Annotated in this window: 1 protein-coding gene; it reads right to left on the minus strand. The window is 62.9% G+C overall.

The genetic code is table 11. The features are described 5' to 3' along the window. Window positions 1–310 (minus strand): GTP-binding protein (locus EN859_RS36765; RefSeq protein ID WP_135913719.1); only part of this gene is annotated, 310 nt, incomplete at both ends.

Below are 310 nucleotides of genomic sequence, written 5' to 3' on the forward strand. Positions count from 1 at the left end.
GCGACGCCCAGGTGTTGCTCGATCTCGTCGAGCAGTTCGAGCGGCTCGCGCACTTCGCGGTCGAGCTTGTTGATGAACGTGACGATGGGCGTCTTGCGGCTGCGGCAGACTTCGAGCAGCTTGAGCGTCTGCGCTTCGACACCGTTCGCGCCGTCGATCACCATGACGGCGGCATCCACCGCCGTCAGCACGCGGTAGGTGTCTTCGGAGAAGTCTTCGTGGCCCGGCGTGTCGAGCAGATTGATGACCGCATCGCCGTACTCGAACTGCATCACCGAACTCGCGACGGAAATGCCGCGCTGCTTTTCGA

Origin of the sequence: Mesorhizobium sp. M00.F.Ca.ET.216.01.1.1, assembly GCF_004010325.2 — a bacterium.
Lineage (GTDB): Bacteria > Pseudomonadota > Alphaproteobacteria > Rhizobiales > Rhizobiaceae > Mesorhizobium.